Genomic DNA, 16,139 nt, shown 5'->3' on the forward strand with positions numbered 1-16,139 from the left:
GACTATGCTGAATCTGTATGGATGTGAATTCTCTTCTCGTCTTATGTTAGGTACAGCACAGTACCCCTCACCTGCAATTCTGCGCGATGCTATTGGTAAATCTGGTACAGAAATTGTAACGGTTTCATTGCGTCGTGAAACGGCGGGTGGCAAACAAGGGGGACAATTTTGGCAATTTCTGACAGAGCTGGATATAACAATACTTCCTAATACCGCTGGTTGTTACACTGTTAAAGAAGCTGTTACAACGGCAAAGCTTGCACGAGAACTTTTTAAAACCTCTTGGATTAAGCTGGAAATTATCGGAAATGCGGATACCTTACAGCCAAATGTTTTTTCCCTCATCGAAGCAGCACAAATTTTAAATAGTGAGGGTTTCCATATTTTTGCCTATACAACAGATGATCTCATTGTTGCTGAAAAACTTCTCGATGTTGGATGCCAAGTTATTATGCCTTGGTGTGCGCCTATTGGCTCTGCTAAGGGGCCTCATAATACCGATGGGCTGCGTTCTATTCGCGCTTATCTTCCTGATGTTACTCTCGTTATTGATGCTGGCATTGGGCGTCCATCCCATGCCGCTATTGCTATGGAACTCGGTTATGATGCAGTACTTCTTAATACAGCGGTTGCTAAAGCAGGCGATCCTGTCTTAATGGCTGAAGCGTTTTCTCAAGCTGTTCAAGCAGGGCGTATGGGATATAAAGCAGGTATGCTTGAAGCACGCAATGTGGCGGTCCCTTCAACACCAGTCATTGGAAAAGCAGTGTTTTCATGAAACTAGATCCATTTTATCTCATTGTTGACAATGCACAATGGGTTGAACGTTTGGTTCCTCTTGGTGTTAAACTCATACAATTGCGTATGAAAAATGAAAATCTTAAAATAATCCGTCAACATATTAAGCAAGCAAAAAACATCTGCGATAAATGGGGAGCACAATTAATCATTAATGATCATTGGACAATAGCAATTGATGAAAAATGCCATTTTATTCATCTTGGGCAAGAAGACTTAAGTAATGCTGACCTTTCTGCAATTCGTAAAAATGATATCAAATTTGGTCTTAGCACACATGATGAACGAGAATTGGATATCGCACTTTCTGTTCATCCCGACTATATTGCTCTGGGACCTATTTATCCTACAATCTTAAAAGAAATGAAATGGAAACCTCAAGGATTAGAAAAAATCAAACAATGGAAAATGCGGATTGGTGCTTTACCTTTAGTGGGCATTGGTGGCTTAACACCAGAACGCGCAGTTGGTGTTTTATCTGCAGGAGCCAATAGTGCTGCTGTTGTGACCGATATTATTCTCCATAAAAAACCTGAAGAACGTGTAAAACAGTGGATAAAAGTCACAAAAACATGGCGTTGATGCCTTCTATTCTCATTGTTGCAGGCACCGATCCAACGGGAGGTGCTGGTATTGTTCGTGATATAGAAACAACTGCCCATTTTCAAATAAAAGCAAATTTAGCTATCACTTGCGTTAATGTACAAGATGATAACCACGTTACTGAGATTGTTCCAATGCGTGAAGAACTGATTGTCGCACAAATGCGCTGTGCTTTGGAGGCTAAACCTATAGGCGCAATAAAAATTGGAATGACAGGAACAAAAGCAATTATAACAGCAATCTGCAGTGTACTTGAAGACTATCCCCATATTCCTGTTATTTTTGACCCTGTACTTGTTGCTTCCTCAGGAGGAAAACTGACAACAGAAACAATTAGAGAAGTAGTGGTCAACAAACTTTTTCCTCATGTTACTCTTCTAACACCCAATAGAGAAGAACTCGCTTTTCTTAGTGAAAGTCCATTAGCATCTTATCATAAGCAAGCAATAGAACAAGCAAGAAAACTTTTGTCATTCGGCCTACACTCTCTCTTGATAAAAGGTGGACATGCAGAGGGCCCTCTTGCAACCGATATCTTTGTTAATAAAACTAAAATGATTAATATTGCTACGGCGCGCTTAACGGAAACAATGCGTGGAACAGGCTGTATCCTTTCAAGCGCTATTGCGGCACAGTTGGCATTAAATGAATCTCTGCCCCAAGCTATAAAAAATGCAAAAGCGTATATTCACACATTACTGCTCAATCACAATCAAAAAGATTCTTAAAATCTTAATCATATATTGAACTCTTCTTGTTACATTTTGCATGATCATATAATGGTTTTTCTCTAAAATTAAGGTAGATATCGTTCAAAGAGTTTTTATATTAACATACTGCTATACAGCTACCTTTTATAATTATAGCATCTCACTATCCGAGTATCTTAAGTTGCATCTCCTACATTTGATACCTTTTTTATTACAGAGCAATTGAGTATAATCTAATAAATAAGATAACACATTGAAAAAAATATCATTTCATTTTATAGTTTTTGCTTGGATTAAAGAAAATAGAATTTTTTCAGATATAAACCTCACATCATAGTGCTTGAAGAATGATGTTATCTGGTCTATCCATAGTCAATAGATCATTAGAAAATGATAAAATGTTAAATCAAATACCGTACTCAATCTCCTATGAGGAACTCTTGAACTTTTATAAAGAAAGTGGTGCGGATGCTGTCTTGACGGATTCACCTATTGATCGCTTCAATCAAGCGGCTTGCTTAGAAAAAAAACAATCCAAGAAGTAAAGGTTTCCCATCATCAACAAACATCACCGCTCATAAAGTTAGATAAACATCCCTTGCCTAACTTGAACACTCTACAAGGTGAATCTTCTGCTATAGAAAGCGCAAAAAGTGCAAAAACACTTGATGAATTAAAATCTGCTCTCCTTGCGTTTAATGGCTGCTCATTAAAATTAACAGCAAAAAATACTTGTTTTTCAGATGGAACAGCAGGAAGTCCGCTCATGCTTATAGGAGAGGCACCAGGGCGAGAGGAAGATATGCAAGGTATCCCTTTTGTCGGAAAAGCAGGAATATTGCTCAATAAAATTCTCGCATCAATTGGTTTAACAAGAAATCATGTTTACATAGCAAATACTATTCCTTGGCGCCCACCAGGAAATCGTACACCAACACCAAGGGAAGTTGCATTATGCCGCCCTTTTATTGAAAGGCAAATTTATTTAGCTAAACCTCGTATTCTTGTCGCACTTGGTGGGGTTGCTACCCAATTTCTTACGGGAGCACAAAATGGGATTATCCGTACCCGAGGGAAATGGCTCACCTATGAAAGCGAAGACAATATCAAAATACCTGTTATGCCAACTTTTCATCCGGCTTACCTCCTTCGAACTCCTAGTCAAAAAAAGCTTACATGGATGGATTTTCTAGAAGTAAAAAACCGTTTAGATAATCTCCCGTAACTTTTTGTCTCATCACAAAATAGAACGTTCTTTCGATCTCCCACTCTTACAAATACAGTCAGGAAAAATTATGCAACAAACAGCCGTTCCCATTTATCGTTTAGAAGAATACCAACCAACCCCTTATGCTATCCCAAAGATAGAACTGCATTTCCGTTTGGCACCAACAAAAACCTCTGTTACAGCAACATTGTTGATCGAAGCACGTCAAAACGCAAAAGAATTAACACCTCTTGTGCTTTCTGGTGATGATCTTACATTAATTTCTGTTTCTATTAATGGAAAGATATTATCTGAAAATGCTTATAAAGCCACTCCTTCACATTTAGAAATTCTAAAGCCACCCGTAACTCCTTTTACCTTACAATTGATCACGGAAGTGAATCCTGAAAGCAACCGCCAGCTTATGGGGCTTTATCTTTCAAATGGCGTTTATTGCACACAATGCGAAGCAGAAGGATTTCGTCGGATTACTTATTTTTACGATCGCCCAGATGTCCTTTCTACCTATAGGGTAAAAATTGAAGCAGATTCTCAAACAATTCCTATCTTGCTTTCCAATGGCAATCTCGTAGAAACAGGGACTCTTGAGGATAATTATCATTTTGCTATTTGGGAAGATCCTTATCCAAAACCGTCTTATCTCTTTGCTCTGGTTGGCGGTAATCTTGATAAGTTAGAAGACCACTTTACCACCGTATCTGGTCGGCATATTAAACTTGGTATTTATGTAGAAAAAGGAAAAACAAAACGCGCGGCCTATGCAATGGATGCTCTCAAACGTTCTATGCGTTGGGATGAACAATGTTTTGGACGCGAATATGATCTCGATGTTTTTAATATTGTTGCTGTTTCCGACTTTAACATGGGAGCAATGGAAAACAAAGGGCTTAACATCTTTAATGATAAATATGTTCTTGCAGATCCTGAAACAGCAACCGATCAGGATTATAGAAATGTTGAACGCGTCATTGCACATGAATATTTCCATAACTGGACCGGTAATCGTATTACTTGTCGTGATTGGTTCCAACTCTGTTTAAAAGAAGGCTTAACTGTTTACCGAGATCAAGAATTTTCCTCAGATCAAAATGTCCGTAGCCTACAGAGAATTGAAGATGTAAAAACATTGAAAATCACACAATTTACTGAAGATTCTGGTCCTCTTGCCCATCCAGTACGTCCTCGTCAATATAGCCAAATCAACAACTTTTATACCACAACCGTTTATGAAAAAGGTGCAGAAGCCGTTCGCATGATACATACGATTTTAGGCCCTGCTCTTTTTCGTAAAGGGATGGATCTTTATTTTCAACGCCATGACGGACAAGCTTGTACAATTGAAGATTTTATTGCCTGTTTTGCTGAAATCTCTCATCAAGATTTTTCACAATTCATGTTGTGGTATGAACAAGCAGGCACGCCCAATGTGGAAATTGATAGCCATTATCGCGATGGTGTTCTCACGATTCATGCAAAACAATATATTCCAGAAACACCACAACAAAATACAAAAAAACCAATGCTTATCCCTATTGCATTTGCTCTTTTAGGACAGAATGGAGAATCTCTTACTTATGAAGCTGATGAGGATGTTCAATCAAATGTTATGCTGCTTTCTAAAGAAAAACAAAGCTTTACATTCAAAAACCTGCGCGAAAAACCTGTTTTATCACTGCTTAGAGATTTTTCTGCACCTATCAATCTACAAACTTCCCTCAATGAAAGCGAATTTTTCTTTCTTGCACAAAAAGATGACAATCAGCTCAATCGTTGGCAGTCTCTTCATCATTTGATCACACAGGCTCTTATTCAGGCTATTCAGGACAAAACATCAGAAAAGCAGAATATGCCTTCTGCTTTGCTAAAACTGATGGAAAATACCCTTACAGATGAAAGCCTTGAGCCAGAATTTCGTGCATTTTGCTTAAGTTTACCCAGTGAAGTTGAGCTTGCCTATATAATTGGGAAAAATGTTGATCCAGAGCGTATTCACCATGTGCGTAACCAGTTTTTAGCTTCACTCGCACGGACATATCAAGAGCTTTTCACAAAAGTTTATATACAAATGGAGAGCAATGAGCCCTATTCATCAACTCCTGCACAAACTGGAAAACGAGCATTACGCAATATAATACTCGACTATCTTTCCATCACCGAAGCCAATCCAAATCGTGCTGCTTTACAATATGCAACAGCTGATAATATGACTGACCGTATGGCCAGTATCACTGTTTTGGTACGGCGCTTTAATAAAAGTGAGCAAGCGCAAAATGCCTTAAATGATTTTGAAAATCGATATCAGCATGACCCTTTGGTTATGGATAAATGGTTCTCCATTCAAGCAATGGTTCCGGGAGCATCAACACTCGAGCATGTTCAAAAGCTCATGCAACACCCGCTGTTCTCACAAGATAATCCTAACCGTGTACGCGCTTTGATTGGTGTCTTTGCCGCTCATAATTTAACAGGTTTTCATAGAATTGATGGGGCATCCTATCGCTTTCTTTGCCAAATCATTTTGGAAATTGATAAAAAAAATCCACAGCTTGCTTCACGATTATTCACCATGATGCGCTCTTGGAGACAATTAGAGCCCATTCGGCAACAAAAATTTGAAACCGCATTAAAAACAATTGCGGAAGCCCCCCAATTGTCAAGCGATGTGGCTGAAATCATTCAGCGTCTCCTCGCTTAAAGTAGAAAAATATTTATAATCAGTATGTTATGATATCATTTATAAAATAATGTCAACGAATAACTTAACTATCATAAACCTCTAAACAGGAGATTTAAACCCGTTTAGAGGTCATTTTAAAGTTCCTTTTTATTTCCTTCATCCACATTCAATAAAAGTAAAATACTTTTTTTGAAAAAAAGACTGGACAGAAGACTCCTGTTTTGATTCATTGCACCCTATGGGGTTTTATTATGAATATTGAAACAGTTTTTATAACACATTATTCCATAATTAAAGGAACAAGAAATGGCTAAATTGGACGCATATAATGCGCCAACGGAGGTGTATGCTGACTCAAAGTCAAGCACTCAAAATCATAAAATAAAGACAGAGCGTATTCATCTGTTTTTTGGCTCAGCCTCTCAAAAACTTCTCTTTATTGAACCTTGGCTGCGACGTTTACTTCCATTTGTCATTCTTGCATTTCTTGTTGTGCTGGCAACAATTCGTTTTGTATCAATCTATGATTGGCGTCATGTTATTGATAAAAACACACGCTCTACCCTTACTCTTGTCGCTTCTCATATTAGTAATACAATTGATCGTGACTTACTTACTGTCACTGAAAAAGGGAAATTTGCTGCTCTTTCTCATCATCATTTACAAAATATCCTGAACAATTTTCCTAATAAAGACATTATCAGTCCTCATACTGTTATTGCTGTAATCGATCAGAAAGGTATTGTCGTAGCCTCATCCAGTTCAGAGATTATTTTAGGAAAACCCTTACAGGACTTTACCTCCGAGGGTGTTGCTTTACAAGCTCTGGGACAACATGCTGGCATTATGGAAATTACAATGGGCAAAGATGCTCCTGCCCTTGCTACATTTAGCCAAACAAGAAATGGACAATATGGTGTCTTCATCAGCCAAAAGAAGCAATATGTCTACATGGAATGGCGCAAAATTTTCTCATTAAATATGACCTTGTTCATAGGAACAGGCGGCATTATTTTGGTTCTCCTCTATGCTTATTGTAATCAAATTGTGCGAGCACGCAATACAGATTTAATTTCAGAAAAAACACAAAACCGTATTGATATGGCAATGATACGTGGGCGCTGTGGCTTATGGGATTGGAATATGGCAAGTGGACGTGTTTACTGGTCACGGGCAATGTATGAAATGCTCGGTTATGTCCCTCAAGATGCACTGCTGTCAATTTCGCAAATTACCGCCATTATCAACCCAAATGATGCTAATTTTTTTGATCTTGCTCAAGAATTAATGGGAGGGCAAAAAAAGCATATTGATATTAATGTTCCCATGCGACACGCTGATGGCCATTATGTATGGATGCGTATTCGGGCTGAAGTTACCGATGAAAAAGAGCCCCATTTGGTCGGTATTGCTTTTGATATTAGTGAACAACGTCAATTTGCAGAAGAAACAGCGCAAGCCGATCTTCGTATCCGTGATGCCATTGAAAATATTTCAGAATCTTTTGTATTATGGGATTCTGAAGGACGTTTAGTCATGTCCAACAGCAAATTTTGCGAATATGCCGCTATCCCTAAACAGGTGTTACAATCAGGAATCCAACGTGCAACCGTTGAAGCCATGGCTCGCCCTGCAATCAATGAATATCCTCTTAAAGATGATGGTACTGGTAATTTAACCAGTATCCGACAAACTGCAGACGGTTATTGGCTCAAAATTAATGAGCGACGCACCCAAGATGGAGGGCTTGTGTGCATTGGGACAGATATTTCTGAACTTAAACAACAACAAGAAAAATTTGAAGACAGTGAAAGACGGCTTTTTTCTTTCATTCAAGAACTTAAACGTGCTCGAGGAAGTGCACAACAACGTGCAACAGAAGTTGAAAAACTCAATAAAAGTTTAAAAGCAGAAAAAGAACGGGCTGAAAGTGCTAATAAAGCTAAATCAGAATTTTTAGCCAATATGTCCCATGAATTGCGTACCCCTCTTAACGCCATTCTTGGCTTTTCAGATATCATGTTGCAATCTACCTTCGGTCCTCTTGGCTCGCAACGTTACAAAGAATATATGCACGATATTTACAATTCAGGAACTCATCTTCTAACCCTTATCAATGATATTCTTGATATGTCCAAAATCGAAGCTGGCAGATTTAACCTTGATTGTAAAAATACTGATCTAGAGCCCATCATTAGTGAAGCAGTGCGAACACTTACACCACAAGCTCAAGAAAAAAATATTGCATTTACAACAAATATTGCCCCAGAACTGCATGCAGAAGTTGACGGACGCGCCATTAAACAGATCTTTCTTAACCTTATCTCGAATGCCGTTAAATTCACGCCTTCTGGCGGAAGTATTAATGTTTGCGCTTTTAAGAAAAAACATAACCTTGTTTTTAAAATTAAAGATACAGGTGTTGGCATCCCCTCATCTGCAATCAAAAAACTTGGGCAACCTTTTGAACAAGTTGAAAATCAACTCACGAAAACCCATACGGGTTCAGGTCTTGGCTTAGCCATTTCACGCTCCTTGCTAGAACTTCACAAAGGAAAGCTTGAAATTACCTCTAAAGAAATGAAAGGGACAACTGTAACCATTATAATGCCAATCCAACAAAGTTAAAGATCTTAACTTTCCTCATTTCTTTCCCGTTGGAGCAAAATCTTTTTCCGTTCAACGCCCCAACGATATCCTGAAATAAAACCATTTTTGCACACCACACGATGGCAAGGAATAATTAATGCCAATTCATTACGTGCACATGCATTTGCAACTGCACGAAAAGCATTTGGCATACCGATATGTTGTGCTAATATTTTATATGAAACTGTTTCACCACACGGTACTTTACATAATACGCTCCATACTTTCTGCTGAAAGACTGTACCACTTATATCTAAGGGGAAATCATATTTCCTTACCAACTTAGGTGTTTCTATCATTGTTATAATATGTGCGACTTCTCTCTTAAATATGGGGTCATCATCCACTTGTTGTAGATCACCAAAACGCGCCGTGAATTCTTGTAATAAGTTTTCTCTACTATCTCCTAATGCTATATTCGAAATCCCTTTGTGGGACTTTGCTACCAAAAGCCCTCCTATTGAGACTTTTTTCAAACAAAATATTCTCTGTTGGGAAATGTTCAGCATTTTGACTTTTTATTTTTTCTCAAGATTTAAACATCATAAATGAAATAAAGCATAAAATATTTAAATATCAGATATTCTATGATGAAATACATTGATAATTCTTATTGCTTATTTATCTCTGAAAATCAGATTTAGCTATTCTCTTTATTAAGTTATATTTTAGACGTAATCTTATTAGCTTAACATTCTCTATATTTGCGCTCTTTTTGTTGTTTAAATTAAATATTTTATAACATCAAAAAATAAAAAGGGCCACTCTTAGAGACACTCCAAATAAGATGGTATCTCTTTTTTGAAAAATATTTTCCAGCACATATCCAAAAAATAAAAGCCCCATTTGAAAATGGGACTCCTTGATTACTTAATCCTACAATATTTTAAAATTTATATGCTACACCAACGCGGAAGTCATTTGTTTTATAGCTCATTTCAACTTTGTCATGTACGAACTTTTTCTTACCAAAGTCTGAGTACCTATATTCTGCACGCAGAATAACATTATCAGTCACGGCATAATCAACACCACCCCCAAGGGTATAACCAATCATCGTCGTTTTTTCATCATGCACCCAATCAGAAAAATCAGCGGCTTTACTTGTTGCATTCGTATCTTCCGCTGCCGCAACAATATTTCGAAGCTGCGTATAAGCAACCCCTCCCGCAATATAAGGCATCACACGATCAACAGGAAAACCAACTCGTACACGCGTAGCACCAAACCATTTTTGTTTTATAGTATGACGAACTTTTGTAATAGTTTCAGTGGAATCATCCTTTCGTAAAATTTCCTCGGATCTCCTGCCTTCTGAATCTTCTGAGAATACTGCTCTTGTTTTAACATGCGATGAGGTCGTATCTGACGCACTGATATATTTTGTATCCTTTTTGTCAGACCACATTATATCCGTATCAAAACCTATAACAAAACTATTGTCGATATCAATATTGGAACCAGCATAAATGCCACCAACAAAACCAGAAAGTTTAGGTAAAAATTCTTTTTTAATCGGATCCCACCTTCCTGTATCTCCATCTGCTAAATAATTTGCACTGGTTTTACTTGAAAAATAACCAATTTGGCCTCCAAGGTAAAACCCTGTCCAAGAAAAATGTGGAGCTGCAATAATAGGTCCAACAGGTCTCGGCTGTTCTGGTATAGTAACATCCGCTGCCTGTACTGTAGAAACCAAAATTAAAGAAAAAATAGATGTTTTGATTAAGTATTGTTTAGTCATAATCGCTCCCCTAAAAGCTAAGTGACAAATATATAAATAATTTCATATTTTTTTCAAAAAATCTGTAGCAAAAATAACACAGCTTAATAAAAAATAAAATTTAAAAATCTATGCTGTAAAAATCTTTTAAATTATCCAAAGATTTACTACGAAGTATTTTTTAAATATTTAATATCAATTTTTATTTTTAAATAACTTTTTATTATCTCTAAGTTCACGAATATATCTTAAATAATATTCTCTTCTATATGAATGGTTGTGTTATGCCATTGTGTACATTCAATAAAAATGGCAAATAGTCTCATTCACCAATAGTTAGAAAAGATGCTTTGTAAATTTCCAAGTAAATATAAAATCTTGTATTCATTCATTTAAAATAGAAATTTTTCAACCCGCCTGAGAAATTAACCAAGCACAATTTTTACTATATGGTTGCCTCAAACGCATAAATTGTAAAAAAATATCAAAAAATTATTATAACAATAAAATTGCTTCAATTTACAAAATACATTTTAAAATAAATTATTTATTCTACTTTTTATAATTTGGCTAAAAATTCTACACAGTTTTTCTATCAACTATTATAAAATGCATTCAATGTTTCATTACATGTGTAAAAGCTGAACATACTGATTGCCCAGTTTCTTCAATCAATTTTTCAACACGAAGCAAATCAGGCTCCCCAACACTACTTAACAAAAGGTCGCTTAAACCAGGTGGCATTTCATGAGGATCAAGAGAATCATTTAAGCAAAGTCGTATAATTTGGCTTAGATTGGTATAGAGACCATAAGCATAATGTAAATCTGAAATAAAAAGCTGATTAAGGAAACTGTTCGGCAACTGAGACAAAATATCTTCTGTCGTCGCTCCAATCTGAAATTCCATGACATGCGTAATAAGAGCAAATTGAGCAATAAATTCTAAATCCACGATACCACCAAGCATCGTTTTTAAATCCCATTGGTTTTTTGGTGGTTTTTCTTTTGCAATCAAGGCACGCATTTCACATACTGCTTTTGCAACACTCTTCCTATCACGCGGAAAAGCAATAATTGTACAAACTTCATTTTCTAACTTTTGTAAAAAGTCATAATCTCCAGCAATCCCTCGTGCTCTTGTTAAAGCAAGGTGTTCCCATATCCATGCTTGCCCGCGATAATAATTTTTAAAAAATTGAAAAGAAACAGCAACAGGCCCCTCATTGCCTAATGGACGCAATCTTAAGTCAACAGCATAAAGAACTCCTTGGCTTGTAAGAGTGGATAAAGCTGCAACCAAACGCTGTGTCAAACGCGTATAATATTGCGAAATATAGAGAGGTTTTTCTCCATCAGATATTTCAGCATCTTCATCATACTCGTAAAGCAAAATGAGATCAATATCCGAACCCGCTGTTAATTCACGACTTCCAAGCTTACCCATCCCCAATATGCCAACACGCCCTCCTTTAATACTACCATGAAGACGAGAAAATTCCTCTTGAACTGCAGCAAATGTTTTTGCAATCATAAGATCAGCAAGTGCAGTAAACGCAAAACCTGCTCTCTTCCCAGTAATTGCACCGTTCAAAATTCGAATACCAATTAAAAAACGTTGCTCATCAGCAAAAACCCTTAAGTGGTTGAGAATTTCTTCGTAAGAAAAAATGCCTTCAAGAAAACATTCAAGGCGATGCTCTAAATAAGATTTTGTAGGCAATTCTGAAAAAATACTTGGATCTAACATTCCATCAAAAACATGAGGCTTACGTGTAATAATTTCCGCAAGACGCGGAGCTGCTCCCATGATAAGCACTAACATATCTAAAAGAGCGGGATTAGACTGCAAAAGACTAAAAAGTTGAATTCCTGAAGGTAATCCTTGTAAAAAACGATCAAAACACAACATCACTTCATCAGCCCGTTTTGTTGCACCAAAAGCTTTCAAAAGTGCAGGAGTTAATTCTGTTAATCTTTCACGCGCTTCTGCAGATTGCGTTGCTTTATAACGCCCACAATGAAGTGTACGCATAATACGACAAATATCACTTGCTCTTTTAAAACCTAGACAGCCTAATGTTATTAATGTTTCAGGATCATCTTCTTCACCTGTAAAAACTAAATTGCCAATTTCTAAACCAAGTTCCTGTTCATTCTCAAACAATGCAGCATAATGTTTTTCAACAACCTGAAGCGTTTTTAATAAATCACAGATAAAGCTGTTACTCTCTTGGTACCCCATTAAATATGCAACACTGGCAAATTGAGAAACATCATTTGGGAGAAGATGCGTTTGTTCATCTGCAAGCATCTGAATACGATGCTCTACATTTCGTAAAAAAGCGTAACTTTTTATAAGACTATCTTTTGTTTCCTCACTAATCCAACCAAGTGTATGAAGTTCTGCTAACATTGCGACTGTCTGTCGACCACGCAATTGAGGAAAACGCCCACCTGCAATGAGTTGTTGTGTCTGGACAAAAAACTCAATCTCACGAATGCCCCCACGCCCTAATTTTACATTATGTCCATAAGCCGCAATTTGACCATAATTTTTATAAGCATGGATTTGACGTTTAATCGAATGGATATCAGCAATAGCAGCGTAATCTAAATATTTCCGCCACACATAAGGAAATAGCTCTTTGAGAAAGCTAAAGCCTGCCTTTTTATCACCAGCGACTGGACGTGCCTTAATCATAGCTGCGCGTTCCCAATTTTGTCCACGCCCCTCGTAATAACGCAATGCAGTCCTTACTGGTAAAGCTAAAGGGGTTGAACTTGGGTCTGGCCGGAGCCTAAAATCGAGACGAAAAACATATCCCTCCGCAGTACGTTCTTGAATGATACGGATCAATCGACGTACCATTTTAGAGAATAGATCAACACTCTCAGAAAGGTTACCAATATGAGGTGACATTTCATCAATAAAAACAATAAGATCAATATCAGAAGAATAATTAAGTTCTTCTGCTCCTAATTTTCCCATCCCTAAAACGATTAGGCCACAATCTTTTTCCGGATTCTCACGACTCGACAAATTTATTTTGCCATGATCATGTGCTTCTCTTAAGAGAAAACGCAAAGCCACACCTAATGCGGCTTCTCCCAAGCGTGTTAACCAAACACATGAGACTTCGTACGTAAAAACACCACTTAAGTCAGCTAAAGCAATGAGAAGATGGGCTTCTCGTTTTTTGTGTCTTAAAGCCGCCTTCAATGAAATTTCATGTATAACCTCACTTTTATCAAGGTGCGCAATATCATCTATGATTTCTCTTAACCTCGTTTCTATATCAACATGCAATAAGGAATTAAGATAGGATGGGTTGGTAATTAAAGCCTCACGCAAAAAGGGAGACAAAGTCATAACCGCGCTGATAAATTCAACCTGCTTTCCCTTATTGGAAATAAAGGAAATAAGGGATTCTAAATTTTCTTTTCTCGCTTGTTCTGCAAGGTCTTTCAACCATTGAGGGCCACTGTTATCAAGGGGAGATAAAGGGAGAAGCTGTGTTTTTAAAAAAGCTTTCTTCATTTACACTCCCGTGAAAAACATTTTCGCTTTCTTTCTATGGCCTTATACTTTAAAGAAAAATAATCATAGGTGTAGCAAACAATGAAATAAAATTTTTAAGGGAATAATAAAATAGCTCTAAGACCTGGATTTGCATTTTCAAATAATAATTCACCCCCATGAAGCTTCATTACAGCTTTTGCTATACTAAGGCCAATACCAAAACCAGGTTGTGAGCGACTTTCTTCAAGACGAACAAAGCGTTCTGTTACTTTTTCACGTTTATCCTCTGCAATTCCTGGACCATTATCACTCACAACAACCAACAAATGTTTATCACGATATTCCATCGATAAGCAAACTTTTGCTTTCCTGCCATCTTTAGAGGCATATTTAATCGCATTATCAATAAGATTAAAAATCGATTGCGCAATAAGCTCACGATTTAATTTCAGCTCTTTATCAAATGTGTTCCCTAACCGAAGCAAAACACCCGATTCTTCAGCAAAAGGTTCATAAAGTTCAACGGCATCTTCAAGGATCAGTTTCATATTCATCATCTCAAGATGCTCAATTGCGCTACTGGCTTCAATACGTGAAATCATCAAAATTGCATTAAAAGTACAAATAAGTTGATCGGATTCAGTAATAACACCATCAAGTGCTTGACGATATTCAAGCTTTGTCTTTTGCCCAGAAAGCGCTTCTTCAGCACGATTTCTAAGGCGTGTCAGTGGTGTTTTCAGATCATGCGCAATATTATCCGATACTTGATGCAAACCCATATTTAATTCTTCAATGCGATCTAACATAACATTAAGGTTCGCGGACAATCGATCAAACTCATCCCCTACTCCAGATACAGGCAAACGCCCACTGAAATCACCTTCCATCAAACGTTTTGAGGCAGCTGTAACATGATCAATTCTTTGTAATGCTCGCCTACCAACGAAAAACCATATGAGTAAAGCTCCTCCAACCATTGCTGCAAGAGCAATCATGACGGCTTTACGAATAACGACTGCAAAACGTTCTGGTTCATCTAAATCCCGTCCTATAAGAACCTTCATCGCATTAGGCAAATCAACAACAATTGCCAAAGCGCGATGCTCACTTGTTTGGCCATGTTCGCCAAAACGTGAATACAAAAAAGAATTTGCAATAAAGCCATTATGATTCAAAAGACCTAATTCAATACGCGCAACATTGCCTGCTAAAATGCGTCCCATAGGATCCGTTACAAGATAAAGAAAAGCCCCTGGTTGTCGTGAACGATAATCAATAGTGCGTATTAATAAAGCAAGCCCACCATAATTATAAGCATCTTCGATATATCTCACTTCTTCATGTAAAGCTTGCTGCGTTTGCTCTGTTAACAACGAGGCAGAAAAATCCGTCATATAAATAGATAACCCTGTTGCAACCAACCCAAACAACAAAAGATAAAGTGCTGAGAGCCTTAACGCTGTTGTGCGCATTATATTGATGAGACGATTCATGTTTTGTTATCTGGTGCTTTCAGCATATAACCAGCTCCACGTACAGTATGGAGAAGTGGTACATCAAAATCTTTTTCAATTTTTGCTCTCAAACGAGAGATATGAACATCAATGACATTTGTTTGCGGATCAAAATGATAATCCCAAACTTTTTCCAAAAGCATGGTGCGTGTTACCACTTGACCAGCATATCGCATCAAATATTCCAGTAAACGAAATTCTCGTGGTTGTAATGGAATATTTCTCTTACCCCTTTTCACTGTATGTGCCAATCGATCAAGCTCAAGATTGCCTACACGATAAACCGTTTCAGCCTCTTTAGGATTTTTACGCCGCTGTAAAACTTCAACACGAGCAAGAAGTTCAGAAAAAGCATAAGGCTTTGTCAAATAATCATCTCCCCCTGCACGCAAACCCGTCACACGATCATTCACTTGCCCTAAAGCCGAAAGGATGAGAATTGGTGTTTCATTGCCTTTAGCACGCAATTCAGAAATAATAGAAAGACCATCACGATGCAAAAGCATTCGATCAACAACCATTACATCGTAATTTTCCATCTCAGCTAAAGCATATCCAGTATCCCCATCATAGGCAACATCAACAGAATGCCCTGCCTCTAAAAAAGCTTTTTCGAGATAACGCCCCGTCTCACGATCATCTTCGATAACGAGTATTTTCATAAAACGCATCTCCGTTATTTTTATAAAATTGCATTGTAGGACAGAAATCT

Annotated in this window: 10 protein-coding genes and 1 pseudogene; 6 read left to right on the top strand and 5 right to left on the bottom strand. The window is 37.4% G+C overall.

Translation table 11 applies throughout. The annotated features are described in order from the left end of the window. The first annotated feature begins 4 nt into the window (after positions 1 to 4). The 6 genes and pseudogenes from BN202_RS06040 (at position 5) to BN202_RS06065 (ending at position 8,644) form a co-directional block, all read left to right on the top strand. A complete protein-coding gene (locus tag BN202_RS06040) occupies positions 5 to 778 on the top strand; it encodes a thiazole synthase (RefSeq protein WP_019219721.1) in 774 nt (257 codons plus the stop codon). Further along, positions 775 to 1,380, top strand: a complete 606-nt coding sequence (locus BN202_RS06045) for a thiamine phosphate synthase (protein WP_019219722.1) — start codon at positions 775 to 777, stop codon at positions 1,378 to 1,380. The genes BN202_RS06040 and BN202_RS06045 overlap by 4 nt, the downstream gene beginning before the upstream one ends. Continuing rightward, positions 1,371 to 2,129 carry a hydroxymethylpyrimidine/phosphomethylpyrimidine kinase gene (locus BN202_RS06050; protein WP_019219723.1) on the top strand — a complete coding sequence of 253 codons (759 nt, stop codon included), beginning with the start codon at positions 1,371 to 1,373 and terminating at the stop codon, positions 2,127 to 2,129. The genes BN202_RS06045 and BN202_RS06050 overlap by 10 nt, the downstream gene beginning before the upstream one ends. A 380-nt stretch (positions 2,130 to 2,509) precedes the next feature. Continuing rightward, positions 2,510 to 3,336: pseudogene (locus BN202_RS06055) on the top strand (uracil-DNA glycosylase). A 70-nt stretch (positions 3,337 to 3,406) separates the two neighbouring features. Then, positions 3,407 to 6,034 carry an aminopeptidase N gene (pepN, locus tag BN202_RS06060; protein ID WP_019219724.1) on the top strand — a complete coding sequence of 876 codons (2,628 nt, stop codon included), beginning with the start codon at positions 3,407 to 3,409 and terminating at the stop codon, positions 6,032 to 6,034. A gap of 288 nt (positions 6,035 to 6,322) precedes the next feature. Continuing rightward, a complete protein-coding gene (locus BN202_RS06065) occupies positions 6,323 to 8,644 on the top strand; it encodes an ATP-binding protein (protein ID WP_019219725.1) in 2,322 nt (773 codons plus the stop codon). 5 nt (positions 8,645 to 8,649) lie between these two features. On the opposite strand, the gene BN202_RS06070 is transcribed toward BN202_RS06065, so the two are convergent. The 5 genes from BN202_RS06070 to BN202_RS06090 form a co-directional block, all read right to left on the bottom strand. Further along, positions 8,650 to 9,174 carry a methylated-DNA--[protein]-cysteine S-methyltransferase gene (locus BN202_RS06070; protein ID WP_019219726.1) on the bottom strand — a complete coding sequence of 175 codons (525 nt, stop codon included), beginning with the start codon at positions 9,172 to 9,174 and terminating at the stop codon, positions 8,650 to 8,652. A gap of 377 nt (positions 9,175 to 9,551) precedes the next feature. Then, positions 9,552 to 10,409, bottom strand: coding sequence for an outer membrane protein (locus tag BN202_RS06075; protein ID WP_019219728.1), 858 nt, complete (start codon positions 10,407 to 10,409; stop codon positions 9,552 to 9,554). Positions 10,410 to 11,003: 594 nt separating this feature from the next. Beyond that, the gene (locus BN202_RS06080) at positions 11,004 to 13,928 is read right to left on the bottom strand and encodes a bifunctional [glutamine synthetase] adenylyltransferase/[glutamine synthetase]-adenylyl-L-tyrosine phosphorylase (protein WP_019219729.1); all 2,925 of its coding nucleotides are present in this window, start codon (positions 13,926 to 13,928) and stop codon (positions 11,004 to 11,006) included. Positions 13,929 to 14,023: 95 nt separating this feature from the next. After that, entirely contained in the window at positions 14,024 to 15,406 is a 1,383-nt protein-coding gene (locus BN202_RS06085; RefSeq protein WP_019219730.1) for a sensor histidine kinase, read from the bottom strand. Next, the gene (locus tag BN202_RS06090) at positions 15,403 to 16,089 is read right to left on the bottom strand and encodes a response regulator transcription factor (protein ID WP_034987608.1); all 687 of its coding nucleotides are present in this window, start codon (positions 16,087 to 16,089) and stop codon (positions 15,403 to 15,405) included. The genes BN202_RS06085 and BN202_RS06090 overlap by 4 nt, the downstream gene beginning before the upstream one ends. Between the last annotated feature and the right edge of the window lie 50 nt (positions 16,090 to 16,139).

It is taken from the genome of Bartonella florencae (assembly GCF_000312525.1).
GTDB lineage: Bacteria > Pseudomonadota > Alphaproteobacteria > Rhizobiales > Rhizobiaceae > Bartonella > Bartonella florencae.

Bases quoted from the DNA above. Each gene is read 5' to 3' on its own strand.
- pepN (WP_019219724.1), top strand. From the start codon at position 3,407: ATGCAACAAACAGCCGTTCCCATTTATCGTTTAGAAGAATACCAACCA.
- BN202_RS06085 (WP_019219730.1), bottom strand. From the start codon at position 15,406: ATGAATCGTCTCATCAATATAATGCGCACAACAGCGTTAAGGCTCTCA.
- BN202_RS06090 (WP_034987608.1), bottom strand. From the start codon at position 16,089: ATGAAAATACTCGTTATCGAAGATGATCGTGAGACGGGGCGTTATCTC.
- BN202_RS06080 (WP_019219729.1), bottom strand. From the start codon at position 13,928: ATGAAGAAAGCTTTTTTAAAAACACAGCTTCTCCCTTTATCTCCCCTT.
- BN202_RS06040 (WP_019219721.1), top strand. From the start codon at position 5: ATGCTGAATCTGTATGGATGTGAATTCTCTTCTCGTCTTATGTTAGGT.
- BN202_RS06075 (WP_019219728.1), bottom strand. From the start codon at position 10,409: ATGACTAAACAATACTTAATCAAAACATCTATTTTTTCTTTAATTTTG.
- BN202_RS06065 (WP_019219725.1), top strand. From the start codon at position 6,323: ATGGCTAAATTGGACGCATATAATGCGCCAACGGAGGTGTATGCTGAC.
- BN202_RS06070 (WP_019219726.1), bottom strand. From the start codon at position 9,174: ATGCTGAACATTTCCCAACAGAGAATATTTTGTTTGAAAAAAGTCTCA.
- BN202_RS06045 (WP_019219722.1), top strand. From the start codon at position 775: ATGAAACTAGATCCATTTTATCTCATTGTTGACAATGCACAATGGGTT.
- BN202_RS06050 (WP_019219723.1), top strand. From the start codon at position 1,371: ATGGCGTTGATGCCTTCTATTCTCATTGTTGCAGGCACCGATCCAACG.